Source organism: Catenibacterium sp. GCM10023432 (assembly GCF_042651925.1).
Lineage (GTDB): Bacteria > Bacillota_I > Bacilli_A > Erysipelotrichales > Coprobacillaceae > Catenibacterium > Catenibacterium mitsuoka.
The window spans coordinates 1-26,602 of sequence record NZ_JBHSEB010000008.1; the positions used below are offsets into that span (position 1 = coordinate 1).

Here is a 26,602-nt window from a genome sequence, read left to right on the forward strand (position 1 = left end):
GATTGTTTGTGACAACTTTATTAAAATCCTTGTTCCCTGCAAACTGTTTGGATATAGACTGCTCATAGTGCTTCTTTGTGTAATTGATTGGATTTCTTGATATAGTATGTACTTGAATCAGTTTTCCTTTATAATATATCTGAAGCATATCACCGAATGTTTCAATACTTACATATTCGTCGATATACTTCCTATCCACGGAATACTGAACACCATTGAAATAGACAAGCTGCTGTGGAGATACCTTTACTTTGCGAGGGCTAAGGTATCCATCCAGGACAGTTCTGTCAGGAAGAGGTGTGAGGTATTCCTTTTCTTTTATAAAAAGCACACAAGGAGACATTTGAGTGCCCTGACATATATTTGTATTCATCTTCACATTGAGTTTATCCACAATCTCCTGAAGCTCCTCTATGGAGTCAAACTCACCACTGTAGCTTCTAAGCCAGTCCATAATCTTATTGCGAGCCTCATTGGTTCCTTTTGTATAGGCATGTCTGGTCTTGCATGATTCCACCCTGAAATTCATATCCTTGGCGAACTGCACCATCTTATGATTCACTCTCTTAGGTTTTACGTTCGTATCTATGACAGTGGACATGTTATCAAAAAGTATTCTTTTTGGAACTCCGCCATAGAATTTAAATGCGTTAATAAGACATCTGAAGACAATTGGCTGCTCCTTTGAAAGAGTCAGTTCAATATAGCCGAATCTAGAGAACTTCAACACCAGATGGAATATATTGACTACAAAAGTCTCACCACTTCTTGAAGTAAGAATCATATTCTCTTTCCAGTCACATTGTGCCATGTCAGCTGGATTAGTCTCATAGCGAGTGTCTCCTCCACCTGATGCATCACCTTTAGATGGTGTAAGCTTATGCTTCTTACAGTAAGCCTTAAAGTTTGAATATGAACCTATTTCACTATCGCCATACTGATCTATTAGGAATTCATAAACACCTTTTCTTGATATTCTGGGAATACTTAGTTTTTCTATAATCAACTCCTTGTACGGGTCAAGCCTGCTTGGCTTTTTTCTGTTTCTAGGCTTTCCCTTATAGCCTTCGTGATACTTCTTCACAGTTCTGTAATCTACATCATACTTTCTGCCAAGATCTGCATAGTTTGGTTTACTCTTAGTAAAATCCATTACATTAAGTTCAGCTGCTAGCTGATAAAAATCATTTGAATTCATCGATATTACCTCCGGTAAGATAATATCAATAAAATGAAAAAGGACAAAATAATTATGTAGGTTTTCCAACATTCTTATATTGGCTTTTACCTACATTTTTATTTTATCCTTAGCACAAATATTTAAAGCGAGTTTTTTATTGACCCCCCTTAAAAATTAAAGGTTCTTTTTCCTTCATTTTAACTATTCACCAACATAAGGTAAAACACTTATTTATCGTTTTATCTGGAATAAAATCATTAAAATAAATCGAAAAAATATATTTTTTAGGGCTATTTTTATTTATCGTATACAATTGTTAATTAAGTTTAAAGAATCTTTCACGTATAATCCACGTATAAACTCATGTTTTATAGGCTATTTTTACGTAAAAGCCACCAAAATTGCCCTTGTTTTTTGATGTGCTTAAATTCAGTGCATCTTTACCTATTTTTTTCACGTATAAAATAAATACCCATATCTTTATTTAAAAATGCACCACAACATATATGGTGGTATCTTTGTTATACCGTTTGCTTCTGAATAATTTTTTGGATGAATTATCATTTGGTTTTCAATTTTATTTTCAAAAATCTCTTTAAATCTTCCCAGAGAGGTAGTTGTATAGTTTTTTGATGATTTAACCTCTATTGGATTAATTCTGTAGTTGATTTTACTATCATTTGAAATTAAGAAATCAATCTCAATATCATTTCTGTACTTTTTTATATTGTATCGAGTATAGAAATACAATTTTTTTCCATTGCTGTTATCATTGGCGAAATCACATTCTCATATAGCATGCCTTCATTAAATGCAAGCTTTCCATCCATAATTTGCTTATATAACTGCTCATCCATAATTCCAGTTTCACGAAAGGCATGACTTACTAATAATCCAGTGTCACCCATATAACACTTTACATAAGATTCGTTCTTATTAACCCAAGAACAACATTTGGATCATTGCACTTATAACACAAATTGCAGATTATCGAATCATCTATCCAAAACAAAGGTTCTTCATAACGGTCAAATACTGCTCCCTCCTCTATTTAGCTGAGAACAATTCTCTTCTCATGTGTTGATAAATATGCTGGGATATTTTCAAATATAGCTGACACTCGTGAGTTGTATCTTTTGGCATCTTTTATAATATCATCTTTATATAGTTCAAGAATATCTCTTTTTTCTATATTTTCCAAAGTAAAATTTCTTCCACTATTTTTAAATACAACCAGTGCTTAAGGCATTCCTTCAACCAAAACATATTCTTTTAAAAGATGCATAGCTTTTGCATGTAGTTTCTGTTCAAGCGGAATTTTTTTTGAAACAATCATTTATATATTCCATAAACTCTTCAAAATCTACAGGATACATTTTAATTTTATGTTCCTCAGAAGGAATTGTAATGCCCTCTACACTTTCACGAATAAATATTGACGATCCTGTTTCAATATAATCATATCTACCATCGGCAACTATGTTTTTTTATAGCTTCTCTTGCTTTAGGAAATTTCTGGATTTCATCGAATATGATAAGAGAATTTCTAACATAAAGTCTTTTATTATATTCTAGTGATATCGTTTAAAAAAATATCCAAATTATTTAAATCTTCAAATGAATCTTTTATCTTTGTACTTGCTTTATTAAAATCAATCAATATATAAGTTTTGTATTCATTTATACCAATTTCTTCTGCAAAGTCGACTTACCAAAACGTCTGGCACCTTCTATTAGCAAAGTCTTTTTCCCTTTTGTTTGTTTTTTTCCATTCTATCATTTTTTGATAGATTTTTCTCTTAATTTCCATAAAACCTTCATTATACGCAAAGTATTCTACGCTCGAATTATCAATAGTACGCAAACTAAGTATATAGATTTTTTTTATACAATACGCAATGTATCATTTAAATCTTTAACAGTTTTAATGAATGAATACTACTTATAAACAGTATATTCACAAATTGATTGCGCTATACAGTTAGTCTTAACGTTTTTATTATTTGTATAAAAAAAGAAGTCTTAAGGTATCATTACCTATTCAACTTCTGCTTATAAATGTGTCTTTGTATGAATTAACATTATCTTCCTATTATGGAAAAGTTAATAGTGTTTCCTATGCTACATTTTATATGTTTTTAGCGAATTAATTTAGCTGCAATGTATCCTTCGTGTACAGCATCAAAAATTTGACGAACACGTTTAGCATCACCAACATTGAATACTTGCATATCTGTTTCTTCTTCTAACTTTGTATAGATAGAGTTATCTGGAACAAAACCTGCTGCAATAACTACATTATCACAAGCTACATTTTGTTCATTACCATAACGGTCTGTTAAGACAATAGTATGATCCCCTACTTCAATTAATCTTAAACCTGTTTTAATTTCAATATCTGTTTGAGAGATTGCAATTGAGTATGCTTGGCATGCATTTGACTTTTGTGCTAAGAAATGATCAGTCATTTCTACAATGATTACTTTTTTACCTTCAGCTTTTAATTCCAGTGCTGTTTCTGCACCAGTGATACCTCCACCAATAACAACAACTGTATCACCATCAACTTTTTCTCCACCTAAATAATCCATTGCGTTCACTACCATTTGACTATCAATATTTATGGCTTTAATTTTTCTAGAAACACCACCAGTGGCAGCAATACATACATCATAATTACTTGCAACGATTTCTTCATATGTTGCTTCTTTATTAATAACTGTAATATTCTTATGTGCGTCAATATGATCTTTATAATATGAAATTAAACGGCGAATATTCTTTTTGTTTTCTGGTTTTGCTGCTTCAATCATCGCACCACCAAATTCGCGTTTTTCATAAATTGTTACTTTATGACCATTATTTGCAGCTGTTAAAGCAGCTTCACATCCAGCTGGTCCTGCACCAATAACAACAACATTTCTTGGATTAGTTGTATTAATTGTTTCTCTTTCAAATTTATATAAACCTGGATTAACTGTACAATGAATAGCTGTATGATTTAATAAACCTCTATCTAAGCAACCAATTAAGCAGTTAATACATGGTTTAATTTCACTTGCTTGACCATACTTAGCTTTAATAGCCCAATGTGGATCAGCTAATTGAGAACGACCTAAAGCAACAAATTCACCGCAACCATTTTTCAACAATTCTTCTGCTTCATCAGGTGTAAAAATATTATGACCTACAAAGACTGGAATATTAACTGCATCAGCAATTTTTTTACAGTCAGCACCATTGAAACAGTTAGGCATTAAGAATTCCATTGCAGCAGTTGCATGAGTACCAGCCATAACGTTGATATGAGATACTCCTTCTTTTTCTAATGCTTTCGCAACTTCAATTGTTTCATCTAATGCGATTCCTTCTGGTTCCCAGTCAACTGTACTTAGTTTAACACCAATTGGGAAATCAGGACCACATTTTTTCTTCATATCTCTTACCATTTCAATTAATAAACGCATACGATTATGTAATGATCCACCATACATATCTGTTCTATGATTATCATGTGGTGATAAGAAGTTTGTTGGAATACATCCAGCTGCACCATGAATTTCTACAACATCAAAACCTGCATGTTTACATCTTAATGCAGCATCACCAAATTTTGAAACTAAGTTATGAATTTCATCTACAGATAATTCTCTAGGTAATTTAGCACCTGCTTCATACCATGGTTCAAAAGTGATTGGAGATGCACCGATAACGTCTGCACTACCAACGAAACCAGCATCACGACCTGGATGAGCTAACTGTATACCAGCTGCTGCACCATGCATTTTTAATGCATCAGCTAACTGTGATAAACCTGCAATGAATTCATCACCATCAGCACGCAAACCACAAGATGTCATTGGAACAGGAGTTGCGTTATCCATAAAAATTAAGCCAGCACCACCTTCAGCCGCGTCAACATATGCTTGAATCTGGCGTGAACTTACTGAACCATCAGGATTTCCTAAATAAGTTCCCATTGAATTACGAACAATTCTGTTTTTAAGCACAACATTACCAATTTTTCCTTTTTTAAATAAATTAGGATAATATTTGTTTTCCATATTTTTCTCCTCCGTTTTTTATATTATCTAGATTAAATTATGATATAATCTTCAAAAGAAAAAAATCACAAGACAAAACAAAATAGTTGCTTAGGCAACAAAAATAGAAAGGAAGTTGCAAAATATATGAAAGAAGATTTACGTGTTATCAAAACTAAAGATAATATAAAAAAGAGTATGCTTCATCTCCTTAAAAAATATGCATTTAAAGATATTACTATGTCCATGCTGGTAGATGAATGTCGAATTAATAAAACAACATTTTATCGTCATTATTCAGATAAATATGACTTAATTGAAAAGATTTCTAAAGATTATATATCCTTATTTAGTAAAGCAAGTTCAAACTTTGAAAATGGGATCAATGTACATAATATTGATTGTTTAATTCAATTCTTTGATGACAATAAAGATGAACTCTTAATTTTAGAATCAAAAATACTACCCATTAATATATTTGAAGATATGCATACTATCATGACATTAGACCTTTGCACATATTTCAAAAAATCTATTAATCAGGATGATTTAATTAAACTATATGCATCTCTTATTTCAAATAATATCTTAACAACCATTAAATGGTACCATAAAAACTATTTAAATTTTGAAAGAAATCAGATTATTCAAATTGTTTTACAAACCGTTGAAACAGGACTTAAACAATCAATCACTGCTATCATGAAAGGCCAAAAAAAACTCTAACATTTTTATAAAATATGTTAAAGGCTATATCTTCTTCTATTTCAGTCGGTGAAACAGGACTTGTATGTAAACAAAAATCCACCATTAGTTCGTTTTTGCCTTATATAAAACAAGCAATAAAAGAAAACCAATCATAAAAGGATTAACAAAATAGTCAATCTATTATGATTTTCTATTTGCGTTTCGCCTTCTTTAAAATTGTTTTATATCTAGAAACTGGCTTCTTAATAGCTAATATAAGGATATTCCCACTTTGTTAATCCTCATATTTCTAATGCATATCAAATCATAATTTCAAGAGTTCATCTCTTAGAAATCTTAATCTGTAATGAGTGTTATTAGACTTATCAATCCAGGTTGCAGCAACAGTATAATCACTCAACTGATTCATCTATAACTTCAGCAACAAAATTTTCTTTAAATTCAACAGATTCAATTACTGATTATTCCACTTTAGTTGATCACTCATTCCGATTGGGTTGACCAAGTGTTCCGATGCTCTTGACCAACTAGCCATTTTCGTAAAATTCCGACGTGGTTGACCAACCATTTCAATGAGTTTGACCACCTAAAAATCCTGGCTGCAAATAAAGTACAGTCAGGATTGTTTTTTGTTTATCTGCTTCTCATTGACTTATCGCCAAAGATTTTTATTGTCTGTGATTTTGATACTATTCTATCCATTATCGCATCAGCTAAGCCACCTCCACCAAGCTTACTGTGCCATCCTGCAACATCAAACTGAGAGCAGAATACTGTTGAATGGATACGATATCTCTTTTCCAGTATTTCCAGAATATCCTGCTGTTCGGCATTATTAGTCCCTATCAACAGCCACTCGTCCAGTATTAAAAGATCACACTTTATGTATTGATTTATTCTCTTTCTGTAGTTTTCCTGAACTTTCGCAAAATCTAATTCAGCTAATAAATCAGGAAGTCTTACATACATTACTTTCAGGGGTGCATTACATGCCTCTACACCTAGTGCACATGCAATATATGATTTACCACTTCCTGTAGCACCAACTATAATGAGATTCTCATGTCTATTGATATATTCATTCGTTGCATTTTTTTCAATCTGACTCTATTTCTTGATTTCTTTAACAGTTTCGAGATTTTGTTTCTAGACATACCTAATGATAAATATCTGAAAATCTCTTTGTATATTTCCTCGTATGCTTTATAAATCAAAACTACTTTCCTGTAAAATATTGCGTAGATTCGATGCTTATCTATTACTTAATTTTACTAGAAAAGGAGTGTGTATAATATAATTGATCAACCTAATCGGAATGATTGGTCAAGTCTTTCGGAATTAATGATCAGGCTAAATCGGAATTATTGGTCAGCTTCGCCATAATAATCAATTACTAAATCTTCGATCATAATATCAATTTTCATCGTTTGTTCTAAAAAAAGGCGATTGAAAATCACCACTAACTAAGAACGGCATTTGGCTGTTCTTTTCATTTGCGATAAAATATAGATATGGATAAGGTGGGATGTGTTTTGGATACTCATGTTTATTCTGCTCATGTTGCTCGTTCTATCATCGACCATTGCGATATTCGAGGCTACAACCCTGACAGAATTCATATCAAAGATATTTTCTTCAAGTTTATTTTACTATTTACAGTGTCATCTTTTTCTTATAATAATCCATATCCGTTAATGATGAATAGTTATCTTTATCACTTGCATCTTTATCATTCATCTTATTCATCAGTAAAAACAAAGGAACTATTAATATAAAAATTGTCAATCCCATAAAATATGAACTAGTAATAAAAAGATACTTAGGATTTACTGTAATTCCAACGTTACCCGAAAATACAAGTACAAGTTGCATTCCTACGAAATAAACAACAAATAAATTTACTATCCAGGATATTTATATTTTTTTCTTATCCATGCATCTTCTTCCCACAAACTAAATTTACCTTGTAAATAAAAAATGAAAGAACTATTCTAAATTCTTCCATCTTATTAAAATATTGATATATTTTAACGTTGATAAAACATGAATTATGTCACACTCGATAAACTATACAAACATTTTGTCGAGTGACTCGATATTTTATTGTTCAGTCTCTTGAAAAATAAATGTAGATGCTATACTCAACTCATAAGGAGCTAACTATATAAAAATCAAGTGTTTTTCCTTATTGATGGGAAGATAACCAAGTTCATCAATAATCATTATCTTGAATTTAGTAAAATGTCGAAACCTGTCTTCCAATCTGTTCTCACTGTTTGCTTTCTTCAACTGGTAGATAAGATCATGACATTTGATGAAATAAGTACTGTTTCTACGCTTTGTAGCAACGATACCTATACTTACTGTCAAATGTGATTTACTAATAATTGATGAATGGTTACTAGTGAACACTCAAAACATTGAACAACAAGATATTCTGTTCTCAATTGGATGTAGCAGGATGGCACTCTCAATTAGGTGGTGCAGCATGAGCTGATGCTTTGCGAGATAGAATTACACCAAAATCTCGCATAATCAAAATTGATGGTGATAAATCGATGCGTTCAAGATAAAATCATTAGTCCAAGACCATATCCTTTTCTCTGATAGTCAGGATGAATGGTAAACGGACCAAATGATAAAATTTCTTTTTCCGTACCATCATCGGTAATCAGTCTTGCTTTTACATATATAATGTGACCAATAATTTTCCCATCCTCTTCTCAAACAAAATCTAATTCAAGGATATACTCTTCGCTTTTTCTTATCTGATGACAAGATAGTGTTCGTTACATCTTGGCACAGATCAATCCCAAAATGTCTTTTTTATTAATTCTTCTTCTGTTCTATGATCTTTTGGTTTTTATTTCATATCGAGATTTTTGTCTCCTTCTTCGATTTTAAGTTTTTATCTTATGTTTCTTCACTAGCAATTTTTTTTGATTGGCACCTGAATTTCTGTAAGCCATTCACTTTCATCCTCTTTGTTCCAAACACCATCTATATAACTTTCACGAATCGCCCCTACAATCTCATATCCATTCTCTTCCACATATTTTAGCACACTTTCATAAGATGTAGCCAAAGTGTTATATGACCCCTTATGAAATACAGATGCTACCAGGAGTTTCGGCATCATTTTAAAGTGAAGCTCACCGATATCATCCTTACATTCTGTCACTGATTCGCATAATTCCACCAGAATATTTTCCTCTTTATAACTCGGTTCCAAATAGTTCGTAAAGCAATATTCTGGGAGAGCGCAAATGCATCCTACCTGTTCCATAAGTTCTCCCATTTGAGGCATTTTATCAAATAGATTATCATAGGAATCAAGTCTTGTCTTCATATAGGCAACAATACACTCCGGTACCTCCTTGATTAAGACTGGTGTTAACAAACAAGATTTCTTTTTTGCTAGATATCCATCTAAAACAGCCACCTGTTTCGTAAGTTCAGCAATTCTTGAAAGAAGTTCTGATTTCTTTTTTAGCAATAATTCTTCTTCATCTTCGCCATTATTGATGCGTACAATTTCTTCCAAGGTAAAACCAGCCTGTTTTAATGCTGATATTTGGTGCATTGTAGCCATTTGATTTAGTTTATAATAACGATATCCAGTTTCAGCATCAATATAAGCCGGCAGCAAAAGCCCCTGTTCCTCATAGAAACGAAGAGCTTTCACTGTCACACGATTCATTGCAGCAAACATCCCAATCTTATATAACGAACCACTATCTACTTCTCCACACATTTCATGTTCTCCATACATTTTCATCAAATCACTCCCATCGGAATGTTTTTACAGCAACACTTGTACAGATTACTGCAATCACAAGTATAATAATCACCGATGTCAGTATATCATCAAAACAGCCAATAGACACCTTTTTTAATGTATCAATTCCAATTCCCAGTGGCATCCATTTGATTAAAGCACGAACTCCAGCCGGAAATACTTCTGCCGGAATCGTTGCTCCTGAAAATAACAACATCGGAAAATACAAAAGGCTTGTTGCAACATTCATAGATTTTGTTGTACGACATAGGCTTGCCACCAAAAGTCCAATTGAAAACATAGAAACCATCGTAAGTAACCATATCCCTATAAAAGCAAAGACATTTCCACTCATTCGATATCCAAAAAGAACTGCAACTATCGTTAATAAAATCGTAGAAACGATTGCAATCATACTGCTAGAAAGAATATCACAAGTAAGTAATCTCACAGGCGAGCATGGACTACAATACATTCTTCGAAGAATTCCTTGATTTCTAAGTTCTACAATTGTGATTGGAATACTCATAAAGGCAGTACAGCATATTCCCACGGTAGATAATGATACAAATGCGCTTTGTAAAAATGTTAATCCAGAATCGGCCGCTTCCTTATGACCGCTTATCATGGTAATCAATGCAAATACTACCACTGGCATCAATAATCCAAACAGAATAACATCCGGTGAACGAAAGTATATCCTCTGTTCTATTTTATACATTGTCAAAAATCTTTTCATAACAAATCCTCCTCACCCATAAAATAAAGATATGCTTCTTCCAAATTAGTCTTTCTTGAAGCATTTACAATTTCAGCAATGGTACCTTCTATTACCTTTTCCCCTGACTTAATAATGCATACATGGTCACAAAGTGCCTGTGCCTCCTCCATATAATGTGTGGTCAAAAAGATAGTAAGTCCTTTTTCTTTCAAATGTTTTATAGTACGCCAAACTTCTCTTCTTGCTGCTACATCCAAACCTGTTGTTAATTCATCCAAAAATACAATCTCTGGATTCCCAATCAATGCCAGGACAACAGAAAGCTTCTGTTTTTCTCCACCAGACAGTTTATTGATATAACTCTTTTTCAAATCAGACAATCCAAACGAATCCAATAACACTTTGTAATCTGATGGCTTTTGATACAAAGAAGCATACTCCATGCAGGCTTCTTCCACCGTCATCATATTCTGATACTCGGTATGTTGAAGTTGAACCCCAACTTTTTCAAATACCTTTTTTCTGTGTTTTGCTGCATCCATTCCAAGTATCGTTGCCTTTCCCAAATCTGGACATTTCAGTCCCAAAAGCAAATCAATCGTAGTACTTTTTCCTGCCCCATTATGACCAAGTAGCGCAAACACCTCACCCTTGTTCACTTCGAAAGAAAGGTCATTTATTACTTTTCTTCCTAAAAATGATTTTGTGAGATTTTTCACTTGAATACATTGTTCATTCATAAAAAATCCTCCTTGTTATCTTTACAAGAAGGATTCTATCATCTCCCCTAAAGGGGAGAGTCAATAGTCTATTTATTCTTTCTACTTGTATCTACACCATACAGTATAGTTATATGTAGCATATATAAGTTTCATACCTTTTCATCCTTTTGTTTTTATTACAGATAAGCCGGTTATAATTATGTGTCCTAGAATTATCCCTTAGAACGTGAAGCACACATTTCATCATGAATTGAATTGGGTGATAGTGTTTTAATGATTGCAGATCGTATCGGTGATACAGTTGAAACAACACTAAAAACATATAGTCATCTTTATTCTGACAAACAAGTACAACTTTTTAATAAACTTGAAGAAATGAATAATAGTACCATTTTAGTACCAATTAATAATCAACATAAAGTAAATCGTTTATTTAACGTTTTATCTGGCATAAAATCGTTAAAATAAATTGAAAAAATATATTTTTAGGGCTATTTTTATTTATCGTATACAATTGTTAATTAAGTTTAAAGAATCTTTCACGCATAAATCACGTATAAACTCATGTTTTATAAGCCATTTTCACGTAAAATCAACCAAACATGGCCTTGTTTTTTGATGTGCTAAACAGATGGTATTTTACTGATATAAATTTCTACTAATATTCATTAACTTAAAACAGCTTTAATCTTTCGATTAAGTTTCTCTATTAATAGAGGGTCAATCTCACTAAGAAATTCTTTAAATTCTCGTTGAGATTTTGCTCTTATTTCTTTCAACATTTTTGAATCTGCTATTTTTCTGTGTGCTTCACTTGCAGGATAGCCACCTCCAAAAGGTTCAGAAAATAAAGTTTTTAATGTCATTTCTAAGTTTTCCTCACCTATGTATGTATACTGTTCACCTAGTGGTAAAGATATAGCATTACCATTATTTATTTGAGCAAACAAATAAGCATCTTTAGGTGTTGATGCATAACCACACAATACGCCAGACATACTATTACAAGCAAGCATCATACCTTGACCAGAAGAACACCCAGTAACAACGAAGTCAACGACATTCTCATCAATTAACATGCCTATTAAAATTGATATTTCTATATATGAATATTTTTCTTCGTCATCCAAAAAGCATCCAAAGTTAATAACATCAGCATCTTTTGCATATTTTTTAGTATAACTATATAGCATATTATTTTTAGATATCTGTGAACTTGCTTGTACAACTGCTATCTTCATTATCTTTACCCCTTTGATTTTTTCTTTATCATTTTTTCTATGAATTTTATATATAAATCATCAAGTGTTTATTTTCAAATGCTATTTTTTTATTAGATAGTATCCTCCCGTTTTGTTTGAACCTTTATGTTCAACATATTTAGTTAGATTTCTTTTTATCGAATTTCTAACTTTATCTGCTGTAATAGATGGATCAACTTCGTAAAGTATATTCACTATCTCTGGGACCTTAATTCCTGGATGTTGTTTAATCGCTTTTAAAATCTCTAGACCTATATCATTTATTTGGTCTTTTATTGGGTCATTTATTTGGTCATTTATTTGGTCACCTAAATAATTCACATTTGGTAATGTTACAATAAAGAAATTATCTGTTGCCTTAAATTCAGGTTTCACATCATAATCTTTATAACTATACATCGTTCTAGGTATACCTGTCCCAAAGTTTTCAATCATTCCTAATTTATCAAAAATATGAACCAATCTAGGGTTACGATATGTCTGTACACCATTCATAATATCATCTAATGAGGCATCAAATATTCCTCCTGGGCTTGTAATTTTTACTTTGTCTGGGAAAAACTCAATTTTAATATTCGAGCGAATAATGTAATCTGCATGACATACTGCATTCATCACCATTTCACGAATAGCTACACCTGGATATGATTTTGTATCAATTCTCTTAAAAGTATTTCCATCAATGACAACTTTTAAATCGTTAAGTCTTTCCGCTTGTTCTTCAACATTCTTAAGAATTGTAACTAAAGATCCAGAAAAACTTTTTTTATTTTAAAATTCATATTACTATCATATTCCGCTAATTTAACAACAATGTCTGATTGATCAGAAATAATATAGGCTAAATTTGTAAATTGTCCAGATTTATTTATAATTCCTAAAGACTTCATCAAACGTGATGTTAATTCAATATCGTTATCTTCAAAAGTTCTTTTTAGTGCCTTAAAGGTTAATTCTTGTTCATCTGAAATATCCTCTACAAAACTATAATTATGAGACTCCGTAATCATATGAAGTATTTCATCATCTGTTGCTTTTCTTTTACTTCTCCCTACTCTAATGAAAACACCTGAAGGTTTTGGCCCTTTTTCCCTAAGATAATAGGGTTTGTTTTTTCCTTTTTTTATATTGATTTCTAAAACATTATCATTATTGAAAGAATATTGAATCAAAACAGATGGTTTTGGAAAAAAAGACTCTTGAATCCAATTGCCAAGTTTTAAATCTATGTCATCTTTTATTTTATTATCATTAAAACCTATAATTGTCCCATCATCTTCAACTCCAACAAAAATAGTCCCACCATCGCTATTTAAAAAAGCAATAATTTCATCTTTAATTTCACTTATTAATTCACGTTTTAATTCTACTTTTTCAGTTTCAAAATATCTTTCCGTTTATTGAGTCACCCCGTATATATATTATAATTATTTTGACCAAATAAAACAATTTAATCAATAATTAACCTAAAAATAATATATTTTTAAGTACAAAAAAACCTCAGTTTCCTGAGGTTATCTTTGTAGATTTAATTAATCACCAACGTATGGTAATAAAGCCATCTGTCTTGCTCTCTTGATTGCTCTAGCAAGTTTTCTCTGATACTTAGCGCTTGTACCAGTTACACGTCTTGGGATGATTTTACCATTAGCTGAGATAAATCTCTTTAAAAGTTCAACATCTTTATAATCAATGTAATCAATCTTGTTTTTAGTGAAGTAGCAAACTTTTCTTCTACCCATTCTCTGTCTTCTGAAAGCCATTGTTGTTTCCTCCTGTTAGAATTGAATATCGTCTTCCATGATATCATATGAATTCACTGAATCATCAAAATCTTTATCTAGATCCACTGTCTTCATATCATAGAAGTCATTGTTGTTTTGTCTAGGCTGCTGAGTCATTGTAGGCTGCTGCATCATAGGTGCACTCTGCTGAGTTCTTTCTCTCTGTGCTCTTGTTTCCAAGAACTGAACTGAATCAGCGACAACCTCTGTCACATAAACTCTCTGGCCCTGATTGTTGTCGTAACTACGAGTCTGTATACGACCATCGACTGATACAAGTGAACCCTTGCTGCAATACTGTGCAACATTTTCAGCAGGTTTTCTCCATACAACACAGTTAATGAAATCAGCTTCCTGACCATCTCTTGTTGAGAAGTTACGATCAACTGCTAAAGTAAAACTTGTTACAGCTGTACCATTACCTGTTCTTCTTAATTCAGGATCTCTTGTAAGTCTTCCGACTAATGCGACACGGTTAAGCATTCGCCCTCACCTCTTCTTAGTCTCTTCTTAAAGTTAAGTGACGTAATACGCTTGGGTTGATACGTGATAAACGTTCGAATTCAGCGATTGCTTCTGGAGTTGTATGAGTATCGATTACTACATATAATCCCTTAGTATAATCTTTGATTTCGTAAGCTAGTTCACGTAAGCCTAACTTTTCAGTGTCAACGTTGTCAACAACACCTTCACCTTCAGTTAAGATTGCTTTAAAACCATCTAATACTGCAGTCTTTGCATCATCTTCTAAGTCAGGTTTTAAAATCATCATAATTTCATACTTGTTCATTTTTTTACCTCCTTTGGTCTTAACGGTCTAGAATACTTCTAGACAGGCAGTAATATTTTACATGCTCGTTCATACTATCACAAGAAAATCAAAAAAGCAATGATAAATCGAAGTTTTTTTACTTATTTTAGATCTTCTTTCGTTGTGATTTTAATATTGTCATAGTCACCTTCTACGACATAAACATCTTTTCCCTGTAATTCTAACATAGATGCATCATCTGTTGCCTGGATATTATTTTCAATGGCTTCTTTATATGCATTTTTAATAAGTACTGTATCAAAAGCCTGTGGTGTCTGCGCCTGCATCAATTCAGAACGAATGAGTGTTTCTACAACCTTACCATCCTTCACACGCTTGATTGTATCTTTACATGGCACCATTGCAAGTACTGCCTTATGTTCTTCCATACCTTCTACCAAACGATCTAAAAGGTCTTTTTTCACAAAAGGTCTTGCTCCATCATGGATCATTACATAATTACTTGTGACATGTTTTAATCCTTCATAAACAGAATCCTGTCTTTCTTTTCCACCTTCTACAAACTTCATACATTTCTTATTTAATAGTTTCTTGAAATGTGATTGTTCTTCCTTCTTACATACAATAATGATCTCTTCACATCTCTTATCATGTAAAAAGACATTCACTGTCTTTTCATATACAGTCTCTCCCTGTAATTGATAGAACATCTTGTTGTAACCAAGACCTGTTCTCTTACCACTTCCTGCACATAATATAATTGCGCTATACATCATGAATCACCTCTATTCCATTATATCAAAAAGAACGTAAATTACTTTACGTTCTTTTCTAGTCTAGCAAATAAAACACTACGTGTTGTTGTATCAGGCGCATAACAAGTAGATAAAAGCAATAATGGTGCCCCATTTTGTGTATCTACATCTCTTGATTGTTTAGCGGATGATTTCGCATTAGCTACATAACTTGCATAATCAATATCCTTCAAGTAATAATCACTTGTTGCATCAATGATCTTTGTACTATAGACAGAATATACATTAATGCTACCATCTGGTAAATAAATATATACTTCAGGATGATTAATAAAATAATCATGATCCGCAAACTTCTTAATATTCGCAAACATTGCACCATTCTTCATATTATGACCATAGATAATTGTATTACTATCAGTCAATGATGCATTATTATCTTCATCTAAGAAGATACTGCCTCCAAATGAATACTTCTTTTCATAGTTTGTATGAATGTATGTATCATTTGTTTTTCCTTTCAATAAAGCATAGTCGATATTTGTATTAGGAATATAAATCCAACCAATAATATCTTCATTAATACTCTTTAATTGATTAAAATCAATTTTTCTATCTAGTGGTGAATCCTGCTTCACTTCAGTTACGACTTTTTCCTGTAGCTTATTGTTATCAGAATCCAACTTATGATATTTATATCCAATATTTAAAAGATTACCTGCACTATATAGAAAGACAGCTAAACATACTACAAGAAGAATACGTCTAATAATCTTCATTATACGTTAAACTTGAAGAACATGATATCACCATCAAGTCCTTTATAAGTTTTTCCTTCCTGTCTGATCTTACCAGCTTCTTTTAAAGCCACTTCACTCTTATACTGCATCATATCATCATAAGTATAAGTTTCAGCTTTAATGAAACCTTTCTGGAAGTCTGTATGAATAATACCGGCCATTTCTGGTGCTGTCATACCATTAGTAAATGTCCATGCACGGCATTCATCAGGTCCTACAGTAAAGAAAGTCTTTAAGTCTAATAAAGCATATGTTTCTTTAATAAGCTTATCTAGACCACTTTCCTTGATACCTAAATCATCCATGAAGATAGCTTTATCTTCTGCATCTAATGCAGCTAACTCACTTTCAATCTTAGCGCAGATAGGAACAACATCGCATCCTTCTTTTGCAGCATATTCTTTTAAAGCAATATAGTATGGGTTTGAATCTGGATCTTCGATATCTTCTTCACCCATATTCGCTACATAGATCATAGGCTTAGTAGTTAATAAGTTGAACTGTTTTACATAAACCATTTCTTCCTCATTAAAAGTAAGCGTACGAGCCATCTTACCAGCTTCTAATACTTCTTTTAATGGTGCTAATACTTCCATTTCAGCTTTAGCTTCTTTATCACCAGTCTGAGCTTTCTTTTCAATCTTACCAATTCTCTTGTCCACTGTTTCCAAGTCAGCCATTACAAGTTCAAGATTGATTGTTTCAACGTCACGTACTGGATCTACTGAACCATCAACGTGAGTAATATCCTTATCTCTAAAACATCTTACTACTTCACAGATTGCATCTGTTTCTCTGATGTTAGCTAAGAATTTATTTCCTAAGCCTTCACCTCTAGAGGCACCTTTTACAAGTCCAGCAATATCTGTAAATTCAAATGTAGTATAGATAGTCTTCTTTGGATTAAAGATTGCAGCAAGATCATCTAATCTATGATCTGGCACTTCAACAACACCTACGTTAGGATCAATTGTTGCGAATGGGTAGTTAGCTGCTTCTACCTGTGCGTTTGTGATTGCATTAAATAATGTAGATTTACCAACGTTTGGTAAACCAACGATTCCTGCAGTTAATGACATAATTTATATTCACTCCTTTTAATCTACATTATTTTATTATAACTAACATCAAAATGCAATGAATGAATGGTATAATGGGGAAGGTGATAACATGAATAATATATATGAAAGACTCAATCAATTTTTATGGTCTCATCCTACTTATAAAAAAGTGGTAGGATTTCTTACAATCGCATTAAAATATATCATGATGGCTTCTTATGTGATGTTATTAATTGGTTTCTATATGACTCATGATGATTATCTCATTTATGCGATTATTAAGCCTTGTACTTCATTTCTTATTGTGACAGTGATTAGAAAACTGATTAATCAATCACGTCCCTATGACTACTTAGAAGTGACTCCACTCTTTGAACATCGTGAAGGATGTTCTTTCCCTTCTAGACATGCTGCAAGTGCCTTTATTATCGCATTTACTGCGATCCATTTTGATTTATATATTGGTATAGTGATGCTTATATTCGCATTTTTAACTGCCATTACAAGGGTTTTAAGTGGTCTTCATCATATCAGTGATGTGACTGCTGGTATGGTGCTCAGTCTTATTATTGAACTTTTATAGAATACATAACTATTACACAGAGAAGTGTGTATAATAGTATCCGATAAAGGAGATGTGATCATGAAAAAGATAAATATTGCGATAGCTTTCATGCTTCTCATCAGTCTTGTTTATAGTCCTGTACATGCTGATGAAGTGAAGGAAGTTTATCTTACTTTTGATGATGGGCCTTCTCATAACACACCTCAAGTATTAGATATTCTCGATAAATATAATGTGAAAGCGACATTCTTTGTAACGGGTGAAAATGCCCGTTATCAAAGCTATATTCGTACAGCTTATTTAAAAGGACATGCCATTGGTGCACATAGTTATACACATAAGTATAGTATTTATCAAAGTGAAGAAACTTATTTTGAGGATTTAGGTAATATTGAGAAAATCATCAAAGAACAAACAGGACGTACCAGCAAATTGATCCGTTTCCCTGGAGGAAGTTCAAATACGGTATCAAGACATTATTCACAGGGAATTATGGCTAAGGTTGCACAGGAAGTAGAAAAGAAAGGCTATAAGTACTATGACTGGAATGTATCTTCTAATGATGCGACTGGACGTTCAGTAAATCCTGCACGTATTATTGAAAGTTCTAAGTCAAGACTACCACGTGTCTGTATTTTAATGCATGATACAGCCACTAAAACAACAACAGTACAGGCATTACCTGCAATTATTGAATACTATCAGGCAAATGGCTATACTTTTAAAACTTTAGAACATACTGACTTTGTCAGTCATCAACGTATCAACAATTAACGAGAGGCATAAAACCTCTCGTTTTTGTGTTAAATAAAATATTTTGTATAGTAACGGATACGAATCAAATCAAATAAACGCATAATCTGATAATTGAATTCAATACCATCAAATGTACCTAATACATGTACGACATCATCTGCACAGATAGAATCATAATTCTTATATTTGATATTCTGTGTCATGAGGACGATATGTGATTTACATAGACACTTTTCTTTTAAAGATTTAGATACATGACTCAAAGCTCGCCCTGTAGCAGTTAAGAAGAAAACAACATCAGTATCTTTGAACTTGAAATTCTTATCAAATTGATGATATTCAATTGCCTGTTTACCCATGCTGATCATATCTGTCTGAAAGTCTACAGTCACACTAAGTGGTGAATAGCCTCCTGCTAGGATGATTCTTCCATTTTCATAAATAATTTCAGCTAAGTGATCAACAAGATTCAAGAAGTCTTCTTTTGAACCTGAGATATGAAGAGAACTGATCATTCCATCAATATCAGTATGGAGTAGTCTTAACTGCATCTGACTTGAACGAAGATCCTGATCCATCATGAGTCTTTCTCTGAAGTCTTCATAATCATGATATCCTAAATATCCAATAAAGGTCATTATATCTTCCTCTGTATACTCAGATTCCTTCACAATTTCTTCTAATGTCTTACATCTTAATTCTTGATAGTGTTCTACCATGAATAAGGCAATACGATATTGTTTATCGTCAGTAATCACACCATTGAGATAACGAATAATACGTGATAGTAGTATGTCCATAAAATCACCCCTTTCATATATTATATACTAAAAAAGACTCCATCTTACTAAATGGAGCATAAAAAAAGGATAACTGGAGGGGCGGTCGAACCATTTCTAAGAATGGGCATCCCTCATCCGCAGAATACTTAAATAAGTATAAGGCGTGTTAGACGAGACCGATTTTTCTACATCAGTTATCCTGTATGATTATATTAAACCATTATTTTTTGATGGAGTCAAGTTATTCACTTTCTTTATGTTCGATTACTTTTTTTAATCTCTTTTCAAAATCTCTTCGTGAAAACATGATAATTGCGCCGCAACCCATGCATTTCACTTTAATGTCCGCACCCATTCTTACGATTTCCCATTGTGTGGATTTCTTACATGGATGAGGTTTTTTCATTTCAATAATATCATGTAATCCGTATTCCATCATTATTCTCCTAATCTTTTAATAATATCTCTTGCAACTAAGATTCCATTAGCACCTGCCTGAGCAAGTCCACGTGTTAATCCTGCACCATCACCAGCAACATATAAACCATCTACAAGAGTTTCAAATCCTTCTCTTACCTTTGGTCTTGCACTATAGAATTTAGCTTCTACACCATAAAGTAATGTATGTTCATTCGCAATACCTGGTGTCACGTGATCTAATGCTTCAATCATTTCTACGATTGATTTCATTGTATTGTATGGTAATACAAGACCTAAATCACCTGGAACAGCTTCTGGTAATGTAGGCACTGTATAACCTTCTTTTAAACGCTTTTCAGTTGTTCTTCTACCCTTTTGAATATCACCATATCTCTGTACGATGATAGAACCATTTGAAAGCTTGTTTGCTAATTGAGCCACCTGATGGGCAAATTCATTAGGCTGGTTAAATGGTTCAGAGAATACATGAGATACCAATAATGCAAAGTTAGTATTGTCAGACCCTAATTTAGGATCATGATAAGCATGTCCATTGGCCATCATTGTCCCTTCATGGTTTTCTATTACAACATGTCCACTAGGGTTTGAACAGAATGTTCTTACTCTTGTACCTACAGATGTGTTATAGATGAACTTACCTTCATATAAGTTCTTATTGATTTCATCCATAACGATATTAGATGTTTCTACACGTACACCAATATCTACCTGGTTGTTATAAAGATCTAAACCATGTTTCTTAAAGACAGCATCCAGCCATGTCGCACCATCTCTACCTGGTGCAAGTAATACTTTAGAGGCTGTAATGATATCACCTTTTGCAAGCTTGATACCCTTGATTGTATTATCTTCTACAATAATATCTTCTACTTCTGTATTGAACTGGATATCAATATGTTCCTTTAATACTTCCTGCATTTCAGTCATGATACGTAAGTTTTCTTCTGTACCTAAATGTCTGACCTTAGCACGTAATAACTTTAATCCGACTGCATAGCCTCTGTGTTCAATTTCTTTTACTTTATCTGTAGTTGGGTCAGTAATATCTTTAGTTGCCCCATGCTTTAAATATAAGCTATCTACATAACGAATTACATCTTCTACTTCATTTGCTGGAAGATAATCAGTAAGCCATCCACCAAATTCACTTGTAATATTAAACTTACCATCAGAATAAGCACCAGCACCACCAAATCCACATGTAATAGAACATGCTGGTAAACAGCCTGGTTCATTATCCTTGATAACTGGACACTGTTTGATCTTCTTATCTTTGATAGGACAATGTCTTGCAGTCACTGCTCTTCCTTTATCAATTAATAATACTGATAAGTTAGGATTCTTTAATACGAATTCATAACTTGCCATAATTCCTGCTGGACCAGCACCTACTACAATTACATCATAATTTTCTCTCATATATACCTCACTTCTTTACCATTCAATAATACCATTCTTTCGACATAAAGAAAAGGTAGTAAAACACTACCTTTAATCTTCAAATAAGCATGCACCATTTGTTTCAATAACATGTTTGTAATAATCAAATGATTTCTTCTTATAACGTTTATAAGTACCATTACCTAGATCATCACAATCTACATAGATGAAACCATAACGTTTAGACATCTGTTTTGTAGATTCAGAAACAATATCAATACATCCCCAAGATGTATAACCCATGAGGTCTACACCATCTTCTACAATCGCATTATACATTTCTTTAAAGTGTGCATCGAAGTAATCAATTCTATACTGATCATCTACAGTGCCATTCACTAATTCATCCTTAGCGCCTAAACCATTTTCTACTACGAATAATGGCTTTCTATAACGGTCATATAAGTCTACTAAAGAGATTCTTAAACCAATAGGGTCAATCTGCCATCCCCAGTCAGATGATGGAATATATGGATTCTTAATAGCCACATTAGTGTTAGCTGCTGTCTTCTTTAAACCATTGTCATCTTTAGCAACACAGCTAGATGAATAATAAGAGAATGAAACGAAATCAACTGGATATTCCTTCATAATCTTTAAGTCATCTGGTTCCATCTTGATATTGATGCCTTCATTCTTGAATTTAGATAATAAGTATGCTGGATATTCACCAAATACCTGTGTATCGCTATAACAATATGTACTTCTCATATCCTGCTGTGCCTGTAAAACATCTTCAGGTTTACATGTGTATGGGTAGTAAGTAAGCTTTGTTAACATACAACCTACTTTTGCATCAGGTCTTGCTTCATGCACGATCTTAGTTGCAAGTGCACTAGCTACAAACTGATGATGCATTGCCTGGAAGATGACTTCATTGAAGTTCTTACCTGGGAAACGATCTTTAATAAGTGCACCTGTAGTATATGGGTGTCTGATCATAGAGTCTACTTCATTAAAAGTAAGCCAGTATTTTACTTTATCCTTATATCTATCTACAATCACTTCACAATAACGTACAAACATATCGATGACTTCTCTTGAATACCATCCATCATAATTTAATACAAGATTAATAGGTGGTTCATAGTGAGAAATAGTGACTAATGGTTCAATACCATATTTTAAACATTCATCAAATACATCATCATAGAACTTTAAGCCTTCTTCATTAGGTACTGCATCATCACCATTAGGGAAGATTCTTGCCCAAGCAATAGATAAACGGAAAACTTTAAAGCCCATTTCTGCGAATAACTTAATATCTTCTTTGTAATGGTGATATCCATCTGCACCATGTCTTTTTGGATAGTATACTTCATCCTGTGTGTTTAATGCTTCTTCGATATCAGCTGTAGTGACTTCATTTTGTTTCTTATAGTCCTGTACATCTACATCTAAATGGCTTCTAGCACAGTCTGAGACAGTAATCCCTTTACCGCCTTCCTTCCATCCACCTTCATACTGATTGGCAGCAACAGCTCCGCCCCATAAAAATCCTTCTGGAAATTGTTTCATATTATGTGTCCTCTTCTTTCATGTTTATTATACATCGAATCTAAATTAAACATTGAGATTTCCTAGAATTGAAAAAAGAACAGTTTCCTGTTCTTTAGATATCTTCTATTACACCCATGATTTCTAGAATACGATTTAGGTCTTCTGTATCAGAATATTTAAGGGTAATTGTTTTTTCTTCAACCTTTACTTTTGTGCGGAACTTCTTTCTTAGTAAATCTTCAGCATATGTATAAGTTGTATTCTTTTCTTTTTTAGGCGCATTTTTACGTTTCTGAGCAAGTTTATAGCCTCTGACTATATCTTCTACTTGACGTACAGAAAGTTTCTCTTTAATGGCACGATTGGCGATTTTAAGAGCTGTTTCATCATCTAAACCAACTAACGGTCTAACATGTCCCATAGAAAGAATACCTTCTAGAATATACTGCTGGAGCTTCTCATTGATATTAAGAAGTCTTAAAGTATTAGTCACATGAGTTCTTGATTTACCAATACGACCAGCTAATTCTTCTTGAGTCAGATGCATCTTATCCATCATGGCTTTATAAGCTTGTGCTTCTTCAATCGCATTAAGATCTTCTCTCTGAATGTTTTCGAGAAGCGCAATTTCCATCATCTGATCATCAGTGAAGTCTACAATGATTGCAGGTACTTCAGTTAATCCAGCAATATTCGCTCCTCTAAATCTTCTTTCACCAGCTACGATATCATAACCGTGAATAGATTTCTTTAATAGAATTGGCTGTAAGATACCATGTTCCTTAATAGACTGTGCTAATTCATTCAGTTTATCCTGATCAAAGTGCTTTCTAGGCTGATAAGGATTAGGTCTGATTAAATCAATAGAAACTTTTTCTTGAGTGAATTCATTAGAATTACTTTCAATCGCAGAAATCATTGATTGAAGATCTCCACCAGTAGATGTTGTATCAAAGATTGCATCTAATCCTTTACTTAAGCGTTTTTTCTTACCTGCCATTTCTGCTCACCACCTCTTTCGCAAGTCTTGCGTAAGACTTAGCGCCTTCGCTACGTGAATCATAATCAAAGATTGAAAGACCTGCAGAAGGTGCTTCTGATAACTTTACATTTCTAGGTATCACTGTTTTATAAACTTTGTCTTTAAAGTATTTACGTACTTCCTGTGTTACTTCTACACCTAAATTAGTACGTGAATCAAGCATAGTTAATAACACACCTTCAATTGTCAGATTACGATTAAATACTGACTGTGTTAATAAAATAGTATTTAATAGCTGTGTTAAACCTTCTAGTGCATAATATTCACACTGTACAGGAATTAAAACACTATCCGCAGCTGTGAGGGCATTTGTGTTTAATAAACCTAAGGCAGGTGGACAATCAATGATAATATAATCATATTGATTTCTGACACTATCCATAGCCTTTCTTAAACGTTTTTCCCTTCCCTTTGGTACAGCTGATAATTGTACTTCTACACCCGCTAAGTCAATGCTTGCAGGTGCCACATCTAGATGTGGGATTTCACTATGTTTGATAATTGACTCAATAGGTACTTCATCAATAAGTACATCATAAGTTGTTTTTTCTAAACTAGAACGATCGATTCCAATACCCTGCGTCGCATTAGACTGAGCGTCCATATCTACAAGTAATACTTTCTTCTTCATAAGTGCAAGTGCTGCACATAAATTAATACTAGTGGTAGTTTTTCCTACGCCACCTTTTTGGTTTGTAATTGCGATTACTTTGCCCATCACATAACCTCCTTATTCGCATTCTTAATTATATCATAAAACTCTTTAAACAAAACAAAAAGAATGAGAAGGTATTCACCTTCTCACTATTTTAGTGTACCGATACGTTCTCCCATGAGAACACGTACTTCATCTTCATTTTTTGAGTGATTGAGAATATCTTCATCAATCTCTACTACATCCTTCTTAATGAATAAGACAACCGTACTGCCGCCAAATTCAAAGTAGCCTTTTTCTTCACCACGTTTAAATGACTGTTTATGAAGATTTGTAATCTTACCTACCATCATAGCCCCTACTTCCATCTGGACCACATCACCGAAATGTTTTGTATGTAGAACTGTATAAGAACGGCTATTTGTTTTATAGATAGGATAATAATCGCTAGCAATCGGATTAACTGTATGAAATATACCTTTAATAAAGTGATCCTTTTCTGCAGTCCCATCATCTATAAAATGATAGTGATGATAATCATCTACTGTAAGTCTAAATACAAGACATAGACCGCCTCTATATTCATCAGCGAGTGTAGGACTCATTAATAAGTCTTCAATTGTATAAAATGAATTCTTGATTTTAAGCTGTAATGAATCTGCAATAGGATAAACAGTCAACTTACTATCACAAGGCGCAATCAATGCACTTTCATCCTCATCAATATGTCTTACACCCTCTTTAATAGTACGTGTAAAGAAATCATTGTAAGAATGATAGTCCTGTGATTCATATAAATTCAAATCGATATTATTCTTCTCTACAAAAGACTTGATTTGTCCTTTAGATAAAGAAGAATTCATAAAAGCCCCACCAAGTTCAGTAATAACAGGTTGAGTGAGTACTTTCAGTAAGCATCTTCCTGCAAGTGATCCGTATAATTTCTCTAAGAATAAATCCTGAGACTGATCATAATCTAATTTTTCACCATTACGTTTGAATATTGCCATACTAGATTAATATAACACCTTTAATAACAAGATTAAAAGGATAATACCAAAGCCAATAAGACCTAGGACACCCTTAAAGTCAGGCTTGATTACTTTAATGTTAGCTACAAATAGAATACCTACAACTAGTAGTCCAATTAAATAAACAAACTGAACCTGAGGCACTGAAAGACATACTGTTAAACAGTAAATCATTGGAAAAATTAGACATGAAGATGTAACAGGTAATCCCTGATAATATTTTCTTTTTTCAGTAGTCTGCTGCTGTCTCATATCCTCCATTACATTAAAATATCCTAGACGAATGACAGCACCAAGAATATATATAATAAAGATGATTAAACAAGGGAAACTTTTGAATCCCATTGAATAGGCAATGATTGCAGGATAAACACCAAAACTGATTAAATCTACAAGAGAATCAATCTGAATACCAAACTTCTTTTCTTCTTCTGTTCTGTCCTTTTTTGAACGTGCAACGATACCATCGAAAGAATCAAAAAAACCACAAAGCATAAGACAGAATAATGCCAAAACATAATTGTGTTCAAATGCGAAGTGAGTTCCAACAATCGCACTGATTAAACTACAATATGTTAGAATGACTGTATAGTTGTAAAAACCAATCATACAATTCACCTTTCCTTCTTTTCTATAATCGGGTTCATTATAGCATGAATGAATATTGAATGATAGTCATTTAAGTTTGTTTCTACAAAATAAAAAATAGCATTTTATAGGCTATTTTTAAATAAAAAAAAGGACCTGGCAGCTTGCTATTGTCGCGTCTTCACACTATCGTCGCCGTTATGATGCTTAACTTCC

At 33.0% G+C, this 26,602-nt stretch carries 29 protein-coding genes and 2 pseudogenes; 5 read left to right on the top strand and 26 right to left on the bottom strand.

Features of this window, described 5'->3' with window-relative positions; translation table 11 throughout:
- The 3 genes from istA to ACFOZZ_RS02170 all read right to left on the bottom strand — a co-directional run.
- A partial coding sequence (gene istA, locus ACFOZZ_RS02160) for an IS21 family transposase (protein ID WP_376814610.1) occupies positions 1 to 1,198 on the bottom strand: 1,198 nt, incomplete at its 3' end.
- Between the two features lie 704 nt (positions 1,199 to 1,902).
- Complete coding sequence (locus tag ACFOZZ_RS02165; protein ID WP_376814611.1) at positions 1,903 to 2,088, bottom strand: hypothetical protein; 186 nt, start codon at positions 2,086 to 2,088, stop codon at positions 1,903 to 1,905.
- A 1,230-nt stretch (positions 2,089 to 3,318) separates the two neighbouring features.
- Positions 3,319 to 5,244, bottom strand: a complete 1,926-nt coding sequence (locus tag ACFOZZ_RS02170) for an FAD-dependent oxidoreductase (RefSeq protein WP_376814612.1) — start codon at positions 5,242 to 5,244, stop codon at positions 3,319 to 3,321.
- 126 nt (positions 5,245 to 5,370) lie between these two features.
- Between ACFOZZ_RS02170 and ACFOZZ_RS02175 the strand changes: the two genes are divergently transcribed.
- The gene (locus ACFOZZ_RS02175; protein WP_278780230.1) at positions 5,371 to 5,949 is read left to right on the top strand and encodes a TetR/AcrR family transcriptional regulator; all 579 of its coding nucleotides are present in this window, start codon (positions 5,371 to 5,373) and stop codon (positions 5,947 to 5,949) included.
- Positions 5,950 to 6,564: 615 nt separating this feature from the next.
- On the opposite strand, the gene ACFOZZ_RS02180 is transcribed toward ACFOZZ_RS02175, so the two are convergent.
- On the bottom strand, positions 6,565 to 7,032 hold the full coding sequence (locus ACFOZZ_RS02180; protein WP_278547733.1) for an ATP-binding protein: 468 nt from the start codon (positions 7,030 to 7,032) through the stop codon (positions 6,565 to 6,567).
- A 431-nt stretch (positions 7,033 to 7,463) separates the two neighbouring features.
- On the opposite strand from ACFOZZ_RS02180, the gene ACFOZZ_RS02185 reads away from it, so the two are divergent.
- On the top strand, positions 7,464 to 7,706 hold the full coding sequence (locus ACFOZZ_RS02185; protein WP_376814613.1) for a hypothetical protein: 243 nt from the start codon (positions 7,464 to 7,466) through the stop codon (positions 7,704 to 7,706).
- A gap of 385 nt (positions 7,707 to 8,091) precedes the next feature.
- Here ACFOZZ_RS02185 and ACFOZZ_RS02190 read toward each other — a convergent pair whose 3' ends face one another.
- The 5 genes and pseudogenes from ACFOZZ_RS02190 to ACFOZZ_RS02210 all read right to left on the bottom strand — a co-directional run bounded on the left by ACFOZZ_RS02190 (position 8,092) and on the right by ACFOZZ_RS02210 (position 11,170).
- Positions 8,092 to 8,343 (bottom strand): ATP-binding protein, encoded by a 252-nt coding sequence (locus ACFOZZ_RS02190; RefSeq protein ID WP_286696658.1) that lies wholly within the window; start codon positions 8,341 to 8,343, stop codon positions 8,092 to 8,094.
- Positions 8,344 to 8,495: 152 nt separating this feature from the next.
- Positions 8,496 to 8,642 (bottom strand): annotated as a pseudogene (locus tag ACFOZZ_RS02195) (N-acetyltransferase); the annotation flags it as partial.
- 215 nt (positions 8,643 to 8,857) lie between these two features.
- A complete protein-coding gene (locus ACFOZZ_RS02200) occupies positions 8,858 to 9,709 on the bottom strand; it encodes a MerR family transcriptional regulator (protein WP_286696657.1) in 852 nt (283 codons plus the stop codon).
- Positions 9,710 to 9,713: 4 nt separating this feature from the next.
- Complete coding sequence (locus ACFOZZ_RS02205; RefSeq protein WP_278780236.1) at positions 9,714 to 10,448, bottom strand: ABC transporter permease; 735 nt, start codon at positions 10,446 to 10,448, stop codon at positions 9,714 to 9,716.
- Positions 10,445 to 11,170: an ABC transporter ATP-binding protein gene (locus ACFOZZ_RS02210; protein WP_278780238.1), complete on the bottom strand. Its 726-nt coding sequence runs from the start codon at positions 11,168 to 11,170 to the stop codon at positions 10,445 to 10,447. The genes ACFOZZ_RS02205 and ACFOZZ_RS02210 overlap by 4 nt, the downstream gene beginning before the upstream one ends.
- A 255-nt stretch (positions 11,171 to 11,425) precedes the next feature.
- Between ACFOZZ_RS02210 and ACFOZZ_RS02215 the strand changes: the two genes are divergently transcribed.
- Positions 11,426 to 11,620 carry a hypothetical protein gene (locus ACFOZZ_RS02215; RefSeq protein WP_278780240.1) on the top strand — a complete coding sequence of 65 codons (195 nt, stop codon included), beginning with the start codon at positions 11,426 to 11,428 and terminating at the stop codon, positions 11,618 to 11,620.
- Between the two features lie 200 nt (positions 11,621 to 11,820).
- Here the strand turns inward: ACFOZZ_RS02215 and ACFOZZ_RS02220 are convergent, their stop codons facing one another.
- The 9 genes and pseudogenes from ACFOZZ_RS02220 to ychF form a co-directional block, all read right to left on the bottom strand.
- Entirely contained in the window at positions 11,821 to 12,393 is a 573-nt protein-coding gene (locus tag ACFOZZ_RS02220; RefSeq protein WP_376814614.1) for an RpiB/LacA/LacB family sugar-phosphate isomerase, read from the bottom strand.
- Positions 12,394 to 12,474: 81 nt separating this feature from the next.
- The gene (locus ACFOZZ_RS02225) at positions 12,475 to 13,029 is read right to left on the bottom strand and encodes an ATP-binding protein (protein ID WP_376814615.1); all 555 of its coding nucleotides are present in this window, start codon (positions 13,027 to 13,029) and stop codon (positions 12,475 to 12,477) included.
- A gap of 128 nt (positions 13,030 to 13,157) precedes the next feature.
- A pseudogene (locus ACFOZZ_RS02230) lies at positions 13,158 to 13,784 on the bottom strand (helix-turn-helix domain-containing protein); the annotation flags it as partial.
- Between the two features lie 162 nt (positions 13,785 to 13,946).
- The gene (gene rpsR, locus ACFOZZ_RS02235) at positions 13,947 to 14,177 is read right to left on the bottom strand and encodes a 30S ribosomal protein S18 (RefSeq protein WP_278780246.1); all 231 of its coding nucleotides are present in this window, start codon (positions 14,175 to 14,177) and stop codon (positions 13,947 to 13,949) included.
- Positions 14,178 to 14,192: 15 nt separating this feature from the next.
- Positions 14,193 to 14,681 (bottom strand): single-stranded DNA-binding protein, encoded by a 489-nt coding sequence (ssb, locus tag ACFOZZ_RS02240; protein ID WP_006505607.1) that lies wholly within the window; start codon positions 14,679 to 14,681, stop codon positions 14,193 to 14,195.
- A gap of 16 nt (positions 14,682 to 14,697) precedes the next feature.
- Positions 14,698 to 14,988, bottom strand: a complete 291-nt coding sequence (rpsF, locus tag ACFOZZ_RS02245; protein WP_055234257.1) for a 30S ribosomal protein S6 — start codon at positions 14,986 to 14,988, stop codon at positions 14,698 to 14,700.
- 122 nt (positions 14,989 to 15,110) lie between these two features.
- Positions 15,111 to 15,746: a 2-C-methyl-D-erythritol 4-phosphate cytidylyltransferase gene (gene ispD / locus ACFOZZ_RS02250; RefSeq protein ID WP_187114880.1), complete on the bottom strand. Its 636-nt coding sequence runs from the start codon at positions 15,744 to 15,746 to the stop codon at positions 15,111 to 15,113.
- A gap of 38 nt (positions 15,747 to 15,784) precedes the next feature.
- The gene (gene srtB / locus ACFOZZ_RS02255; protein ID WP_055234258.1) at positions 15,785 to 16,504 is read right to left on the bottom strand and encodes a class B sortase; all 720 of its coding nucleotides are present in this window, start codon (positions 16,502 to 16,504) and stop codon (positions 15,785 to 15,787) included.
- Positions 16,504 to 17,604 (bottom strand): redox-regulated ATPase YchF, encoded by a 1,101-nt coding sequence (ychF, locus tag ACFOZZ_RS02260; protein WP_278780249.1) that lies wholly within the window; start codon positions 17,602 to 17,604, stop codon positions 16,504 to 16,506. The genes srtB and ychF overlap by 1 nt, the downstream gene beginning before the upstream one ends.
- 91 nt (positions 17,605 to 17,695) lie before the next feature.
- Here ychF and ACFOZZ_RS02265 point away from each other — a divergent pair, with 91 nt between their 5' ends.
- Together ACFOZZ_RS02265 and ACFOZZ_RS02270 are read left to right on the top strand one after the other, a co-directional pair.
- Positions 17,696 to 18,169, top strand: coding sequence for a phosphatase PAP2 family protein (locus ACFOZZ_RS02265; RefSeq protein ID WP_376814616.1), 474 nt, complete (start codon positions 17,696 to 17,698; stop codon positions 18,167 to 18,169).
- Positions 18,170 to 18,229: 60 nt separating this feature from the next.
- The gene (locus tag ACFOZZ_RS02270; RefSeq protein ID WP_238703726.1) at positions 18,230 to 18,925 is read left to right on the top strand and encodes a polysaccharide deacetylase family protein; all 696 of its coding nucleotides are present in this window, start codon (positions 18,230 to 18,232) and stop codon (positions 18,923 to 18,925) included.
- Positions 18,926 to 18,954: 29 nt separating this feature from the next.
- Here ACFOZZ_RS02270 and ACFOZZ_RS02275 read toward each other — a convergent pair whose 3' ends face one another.
- From ACFOZZ_RS02275 to ACFOZZ_RS02310, 8 genes are all read right to left on the bottom strand, one after another.
- On the bottom strand, positions 18,955 to 19,707 hold the full coding sequence (locus tag ACFOZZ_RS02275) for a MurR/RpiR family transcriptional regulator (protein WP_376814617.1): 753 nt from the start codon (positions 19,705 to 19,707) through the stop codon (positions 18,955 to 18,957).
- 223 nt (positions 19,708 to 19,930) lie between these two features.
- Entirely contained in the window at positions 19,931 to 20,125 is a 195-nt protein-coding gene (locus ACFOZZ_RS02280; RefSeq protein WP_022425725.1) for a DUF951 domain-containing protein, read from the bottom strand.
- Between the two features lie 2 nt (positions 20,126 to 20,127).
- A complete protein-coding gene (locus ACFOZZ_RS02285) occupies positions 20,128 to 21,549 on the bottom strand; it encodes an NAD(P)/FAD-dependent oxidoreductase (RefSeq protein WP_055234262.1) in 1,422 nt (473 codons plus the stop codon).
- A gap of 72 nt (positions 21,550 to 21,621) precedes the next feature.
- Positions 21,622 to 23,088 carry a family 1 glycosylhydrolase gene (locus ACFOZZ_RS02290; protein WP_006505617.1) on the bottom strand — a complete coding sequence of 489 codons (1,467 nt, stop codon included), beginning with the start codon at positions 23,086 to 23,088 and terminating at the stop codon, positions 21,622 to 21,624.
- Positions 23,089 to 23,182: 94 nt separating this feature from the next.
- Positions 23,183 to 24,070, bottom strand: coding sequence for a ParB/RepB/Spo0J family partition protein (locus ACFOZZ_RS02295; protein WP_278780008.1), 888 nt, complete (start codon positions 24,068 to 24,070; stop codon positions 23,183 to 23,185).
- Positions 24,060 to 24,830, bottom strand: a complete 771-nt coding sequence (locus ACFOZZ_RS02300) for a ParA family protein (RefSeq protein WP_006505619.1) — start codon at positions 24,828 to 24,830, stop codon at positions 24,060 to 24,062. The genes ACFOZZ_RS02295 and ACFOZZ_RS02300 overlap by 11 nt, the downstream gene beginning before the upstream one ends.
- A gap of 86 nt (positions 24,831 to 24,916) precedes the next feature.
- On the bottom strand, positions 24,917 to 25,777 hold the full coding sequence (locus ACFOZZ_RS02305; protein ID WP_055234265.1) for a phosphatidylserine decarboxylase: 861 nt from the start codon (positions 25,775 to 25,777) through the stop codon (positions 24,917 to 24,919).
- A gap of 6 nt (positions 25,778 to 25,783) precedes the next feature.
- The gene (locus tag ACFOZZ_RS02310; RefSeq protein ID WP_055234266.1) at positions 25,784 to 26,407 is read right to left on the bottom strand and encodes a CDP-alcohol phosphatidyltransferase family protein; all 624 of its coding nucleotides are present in this window, start codon (positions 26,405 to 26,407) and stop codon (positions 25,784 to 25,786) included.
- Between the last annotated feature and the right edge of the window lie 195 nt (positions 26,408 to 26,602).